General features: G+C 71.0%; 5 protein-coding genes. 3 read left to right on the top strand and 2 right to left on the bottom strand.

Annotated elements, in window-relative coordinates; translation table 11 throughout:
* Positions 1-134: 134 nt before the first annotated feature.
* Positions 135-692, bottom strand: a complete 558-nt coding sequence (locus FNH05_RS31915) for a CBS domain-containing protein (RefSeq protein ID WP_144592566.1) — start codon at positions 690-692, stop codon at positions 135-137.
* Between the two features lie 176 nt (positions 693-868).
* Here FNH05_RS31915 and ftsH point away from each other — a divergent pair, with 176 nt between their 5' ends.
* The 3 genes from ftsH (at position 869) to FNH05_RS31900 (ending at position 4,617) form a co-directional block, all read left to right on the top strand.
* Positions 869-2,806, top strand: coding sequence for an ATP-dependent zinc metalloprotease FtsH (gene ftsH / locus FNH05_RS31910; RefSeq protein WP_144592565.1), 1,938 nt, complete (start codon positions 869-871; stop codon positions 2,804-2,806).
* Positions 2,807-2,834: 28 nt separating this feature from the next.
* Positions 2,835-4,253 carry a wax ester/triacylglycerol synthase family O-acyltransferase gene (locus FNH05_RS31905; protein ID WP_144592564.1) on the top strand — a complete coding sequence of 473 codons (1,419 nt, stop codon included), beginning with the start codon at positions 2,835-2,837 and terminating at the stop codon, positions 4,251-4,253.
* Between the two features lie 82 nt (positions 4,254-4,335).
* Complete coding sequence (locus tag FNH05_RS31900; RefSeq protein ID WP_144592563.1) at positions 4,336-4,617, top strand: dsRBD fold-containing protein; 282 nt, start codon at positions 4,336-4,338, stop codon at positions 4,615-4,617.
* 126 nt (positions 4,618-4,743) lie between these two features.
* On the opposite strand, the gene FNH05_RS31895 is transcribed toward FNH05_RS31900, so the two are convergent.
* A partial coding sequence (locus FNH05_RS31895) for a CBS domain-containing protein (RefSeq protein ID WP_144592562.1) occupies positions 4,744-5,152 on the bottom strand: 409 nt, incomplete at its 5' end.

The following is a 5,152-nucleotide window of genomic DNA, read 5'->3' as shown; positions in this document are numbered from 1 at the left end:
CACATGCGCACGAGGGCGGGACTCGCCCGGCGGGCGCGCCGTGCACCGCGAGCGGACCGGACTTTGCCGGGACCCTGGCAAATAGGGCCGTGAGGGGACCAGGACCCCTCACGGGAATCCGCCCGCGCCGTGGGTCAGCCGATTTCGGCGTGGTGGACGCCGGGGACGGTCTTGGCCAGCGCGTTGACCACGCGGCGTTCGGCCTCGTCGGAGAAGTCGCCGCTGATGTGGGCCACTCCCCCGGCGACCTCCACCGACCAGCGGCCCCGGTGGCCCGCGTAGTCGGCGAGCAGGGCGCGCAGTTGCGCGGCGATCGCGTCGTCGTGCCGGACCAGCGGGCGCAGCAGGTCACGCCTGCTGACCACGCCGACCAGCACCCCGTCGTCGACCACGGGGACACAGCGGAGGCGGTCGCTGAGCATATGGCGGGCGATCTGGCTGATCTCGGTGTCCATGGTGGCGACCTCGACCGGAGCGGTCATCACGGAGCCGACGGTGGGGTTGCCGTTCGTCCCCCCGATGTCGGCGCGGAGCGCGTCGGCTTCGGTGAAGATGCCCACGACCCGGTCCTCGTCGTCCACCACCGGCAGCGCGGCGAAGCCGTGCTGGACGAGCAGGGCGATCGCCTCCCGCACGGTGGCCGTGGTCGTCACCGCCACCACCGGCCTGGTCATGATTTCCCTTGCGTCCATGGTCCTGCTCCTCGAAACGCGCGCGGCCCCATACCGGTGCACCTCGACGCTAGAAGCGGATCGGGGCCCTGCGCAGGGCCTTCGGACACCGCTGGTGAGGACTTTCGACGCTCCCCGGATGGGCGGCGCACACGGTTTGCTGGACGGGCGAAACAGGTGTGGGAAAGGAACGGAACATGTCTCGTGCGGCGAAGTCGGGCCCGCCACCGGATCCGATCAAGAAGCCGGAGCCGCCCCGGCCGCCGGCCTGGCGGAGCTGGCTGCTCCCGCTCGGTCTGCTGATCACCATGGTGCTGCTGTTCCTGCCGAGCATCCTGACCGGCTCGACGACCACCCAGTCCTACTCCTACACCGATTTCCTGTCCAAAGTGGATGCAGGACAGGTGAAGACGGTCGACGTGGACGACAAGGGCTCGCTGTCCGGCACGCTGAAGGACGGCACGCAGTTCACCACCCAGATTCCGACCGCACTGGGCAACAGCCAACTGGAACAGCAGTTGCAGACCAAGGACGTGCAGATCACCGGCAAGGTCAGCTCGTCGGGTTCGGGATGGCTGACCGTGCTGTTCAGCCTGCTGCCGCTGGTGCTCATCATCGCCTTCTTCGCCTGGACCGGCCGGGCCGCGCAGCGGTCGCTCGCCGGTGGCCTCGGCGGTTTCGGCCGCTCGAAGGCGAAGATCATCGAAGCGGAGCGGCCGACCACCCGCTTCGCCGACGTGGCGGGCTACGAAGGGGTCAAGCAGGAGGTCAGCGAGGTCGTGGACTTCCTGCGCGATCCGGCCCGCTACGCCGCGGCCGGCGCGAAAGGCCCCCGCGGGGTGATCATGGTGGGCCCGCCGGGGACCGGCAAGACGCTGCTGGCCCGCGCGGTGGCCGGGGAGGCGAGCGTGCCGTTCCTGTCGGTGACGGGTTCGGCGTTCGTGGAGATGTTCGTCGGTGTCGGGGCCTCGCGGGTGCGGGACCTGTTCACCGAGGCCCGCGACCGGGCCCCGTCGATCATCTTCATCGACGAGATCGACGCGGTGGGCAGCCGCCGCGGGATCGGCGGGATCGGTGGCCACGACGAGCGGGAGCAGACCCTCAACCAGCTCCTGTCCGAAATGGACGGTTTCGATCAGAGCAGCGGGATCGTGGTGCTGGCCGCCACGAACCGCCCGGAGACACTCGACCCGGCCTTGCTGCGGCCCGGCCGCTTCGACCGCCAGGTGACGGTACCGCTGCCCAACCAGGCGGAGCGCGCCGCGATCCTCGGCGTGCACGTGGCGAACAAGCACCTCGCCCCGGACGTGGATCTGGAGGTGATCGCCCGCGGCACCCCCGGCTTCTCCGGCGCGGACCTGGCCAACCTCGTCAACGAGGGCGCGATCAACGCGGTGCGCGCGGCCCGGACCACGATCACCGCGGCCGACCTGGGCGCGGCCAGGGACCGGGTGCTGCTGGGCCGCCGGGAAACCTCCAACGCGCTGCTGCCGGAGGAACGGCATTCGGTGGCCGTGCACGAGTCCGGGCACGCCCTGGTCGCCGCGCTGTGCGAGCACGCCGATCCGGTGGCGAAGGTGACCATCCTGCCCGCGGGCATGGCGCTCGGCGCGACCGAACAGCTGCCCGAGGCCGAACGGCACCTCTACAGCGAGGCCTACCTCAACGACCTGCTCGCGGTGCGTCTCGGCGGGCGGGCGGCCGAACTGGTGGTGTTCGAGCAGGGGTCCACCGGGGCGGCCAACGACCTGTCGGGCGCCACGGACCTGGCCACCAAGATGGTCACCGAGTTCGGGCTTTCCCCCGAACTGGGCCCGATCGGCTACCCCGCGGGCGACGCGATGTACCTGCCGGGCGCGCCGAAGGAGGCGATGCACCGCTATTCGGAGGAAACGCAGCGGATCGTGGACCAGGAAGTGGCCCGGCTGCTGCGGGAAGCCGAAGCGCGCGCGGTGCGGCTGCTGCGGGATCACCGGGACGCACTGGAATGGCTGGCCGGACAGCTGATGGAACACGAGACCGTCGACGGCGGCGCGGTGCTGGAGGCGTTGCGGCACGAGACACCCGGGCTGGGTGTCCGCCGGGGCGCACCGGCCGTGCTGGTGGCGGACTCGTCGGGAAACACCACCGCCTGAGCCGTCGGGGCGGGAACGAGGAGGCGTCGTGGAACCGTTGAGCCCTCTCGATGCGGCCTTCCTGGAGATCGAGGACGCCGACCCCGCCGTCGTGCTGGCCATCGCTTCGGTGGCCGTGGCGGAGGGGCCGGCTCCCTCGCAGCGGGAACTCGTCGCCGAGTTCACCGCCCGGCTGCCCCTGATCCCGCGGTACCGGCAGAAGATCCACCGCGTACCGCTGGATCTGGGGACGCCGTCGTGGGTGGACGACCCGGACTTCGATCCGGTACGGCAGTTCCACCGGGTGGCGGTGCCCGGGCCCGGCGACGAGGCCGGGTTGTGCGAACTGGTGGGGATGCTGATGGCCCAGCGGCTCGACCGCGACCGCCCGCTGTGGGAGTGCTGGGTGATCGAGGGCCTGGCCGGGGGCCGGTGGGCCATCCTGTCCAAGGTGCACCACTGCCTGGCCGACGGGGTCTCGGGCAACACGCTGCACGAGGTGTTCTTCCGCGAGCAGGACCGGCCCCCGCCTCCGCTGCGCCCGGCCGAACCGTCCCCGGGCAGGATGCCGCTGCTCGCGGCCGCTCTGCGCGACATGGTCGCCGGCCCGCTGACGACGCTGAGGGCCGCGTTCGGGGCGCTCACCAAGCCCCGCGCACTGGCCGGGCGGGTGACCGAGGCGTCCCAGGGGCTGGAGGCGCTGATGCGAGCGGTGATCCCGGTGAGTCCGTCGTCGCTGTCCGGCCCGATCGGCCGCATGCGGCGCTACGAACTCGCGCACGCCTCGCTGCCCAAGGTGGTGGCCATCGCCAAGGCGTTCGACGTCACGGTGAACGACGTGGTACTCGCCGCGATCACCGCCGCCTACCGGGAACTGCTGCTCAGCCGGGGAGAAGAACCGGCCGCCGACAGCGTGCGCACCCTGGTGCCGGTCTCGGTCCGCCGCGAGGTGGAAATCGGCCGGATGAACAACCAGGTGTCGCTGATGCTGCCCCTGCTGCCGGTCGATATCGCCGACCCCGCGCTGCGGCTGGTCACGGTGCACCGGCGCCTGGCGGAACTGAAGGGGCACCGCGAGGCCGAAGCCGGCGTCGCCGTGACCACCTCGGCCCGGTACGGGCCCTACGCCCCCCTCGCCTGGACCATCCGCGCGGCGGCCCGCCTCCCGCACCGCAACGTGGTGTCGGTGGCGACCAACGTGCCCGGCCCCCGGCACACCCTGTCCATCCTCGGCCGGGAGGTCACCGACCTCTACCCGTACGTGCCCATCGCGATGCGCCTGCGAACCGGCGTGGCGGTGCTGACCTACCGCGACCGGATGTCCTTCGGCATCACCGCCGACGCCGCCACCGCCCCGGAACCGGGCCTGATGGCCGCCGCGATCGAACGCGACCTCACCACCCTGTCCAGGACCGCCCGCACCAAGAAGAAGAAAACCGTCGTTCCGAAACGGAATTCGTCCCACTGACGAGGGCCCTTCGGCTCTAGGGCACCAGACCCCAAACGGGGGAAACTGGGTCCCGCAGAGCGAAATAAGGGAGTCTGAGCTCATGGCACAACCGGCGAAGTGGACAGTGGACATCGCACTCGACGAGAACAACGGCACAACCCGCGCCCGGGTACAACTCGGCGTCGAGGGCGGCTCCTTCGTCGGAATCGGCCTCGTCCGCGGCGGCGCACGCGGAGTACACCTGCCCGGCATCGCCGCGGAACTGGCGATCGCCCGCGCCTTCTCCGACCTGACCGAGGAACTGCTCGAGGCCGTCGCCGCCGACATCGAATCCGACGCCGACACCCGCGTCTACATTCCGACACAGGCCCGCGCCAGCTGACAACCACGCGCCTGCAAAGGGGCGGGGCGAGCCGCCGGGGCGAGTCCCACGCTCAGGCGCTTGTGTCCCACGCTCGTTTAGCCTTCTTTCCTGTGAGGGGTCCCCTCACGGCAACCCGCAGGTCCCTCACGACACCGTGTCGTCGGTGGTGAAGGTCAGCCGGTCGACCACGTCGACCACCCCGGGCACCCGGCGGGTCAGCGCCACCGCGATCGGCACCAGGCTCGCGCGCTCCAGCTCACCGGTCAGCGTGACCACCCCGTCCGCCACCGCCACCAACGGCCTGGCCCGCTGTTCGGGAAGCCACAGCACCCGCCCGAACACCTCGTGCACGACCTCCTCACGCAACTCCTCGTCGGTACGGACGAAGATGCGCAACAGATCCGAGCGGCTGACGATGCCGACGAGCTTGCCGTAGCGGTCCACCACCGGCAACTGCTTGACGTGTTCGCGCGCCATCCGCCGCGCACCCTCCACAAGGGAATCCTCCGCCTCGATCGTGACCGGCGGGTGCGTCATCAGCTCCCCCGCCACC

Source organism: Amycolatopsis rhizosphaerae (genome assembly GCF_007713715.1).
In the GTDB taxonomy this organism is placed as follows: domain Bacteria; phylum Actinomycetota; class Actinomycetes; order Mycobacteriales; family Pseudonocardiaceae; genus Amycolatopsis_E; species Amycolatopsis_E rhizosphaerae.
This window is presented reverse-complemented; position numbering and strand designations above follow the sequence as displayed.

Coding starts and splice junctions, on each gene's coding strand:
- FNH05_RS31915 (WP_144592566.1), bottom strand. CDS start 692: ATGGACGCAAGGGAAATCATGACCAGGCCGGTGGTGGCGGTGACGACC.
- ftsH (WP_144592565.1), top strand. CDS start 869: ATGTCTCGTGCGGCGAAGTCGGGCCCGCCACCGGATCCGATCAAGAAG.
- FNH05_RS31900 (WP_144592563.1), top strand. CDS start 4,336: ATGGCACAACCGGCGAAGTGGACAGTGGACATCGCACTCGACGAGAAC.